General features: G+C 59.3%; 1 rRNA gene. It reads left to right on the plus strand.

Features of this window, described 5'->3' with window-relative positions:
- A 23S ribosomal RNA gene (locus tag QSK37_RS51305) occupies nt 1–702 on the plus strand; the annotation flags it as partial.

Raw genomic sequence — 702 nt, forward strand, 5'->3', positions numbered from 1 at the left:
GTGACAACCAGGAGGTTGGCTTAGAAGCAGCCACCCTTGAAAGAGTGCGTAATAGCTCACTGGTCAAGTGATTCCGCGCCGACAATGTAGCGGGGCTCAAGCACACCGCCGAAGCCGTGGCATCCCAGCAATACTCAGGTGAGACTCCTTGTGGGTCGCATCCAGGGGTTGGGGTGGGTAGGGGAGCGTCGTGTGGGCGGTGAAGCGGCGGCGTGAGCCAGTCGTGGAGGCCACACGAGTGAGAATGCAGGCATGAGTAGCGAATGAGGGGTGAGAAACCCCTCCGCCGGATGACCAAGGGTTCCTGGGGCAGGCTAATCCGCCCAGGGTAAGTCGGGACCTAAGGCGAGGCCGAGAGGCGTAGTCGATGGACAACGGGTTGATATTCCCGTACCCGCTGACACGCGCCCATGCTGAACCCACTGATACTAACGCCGTGATCTTCTCTTTCAACCTTCGGGTTGTTTGAGGGGGGAGCTGCGGACCTGAGGTGGTAGTAGGCAAGTGATGGGGTGACGCAGGAGGGTAGCTCAGCCCAGGCGATGGTTGTCCTGGGGTAAGCATGTAGCCCGCACCATAGGTAAATCCGTGGTGCATGAGGGTGAGATGTGATGCCGAGCCGATTTAGGTGAAGTGAGTGATCCCATGCTGTCGAGAAAAGCCTCTAGCGATGTGTGTCGGCGGCCCGTACCCTAAACCGAC

Source organism: Actinoallomurus iriomotensis (assembly GCF_030269445.1).
In the GTDB taxonomy this organism is placed as follows: Bacteria; Actinomycetota; Actinomycetes; order Streptosporangiales; family Streptosporangiaceae; genus Actinoallomurus; species Actinoallomurus iriomotensis.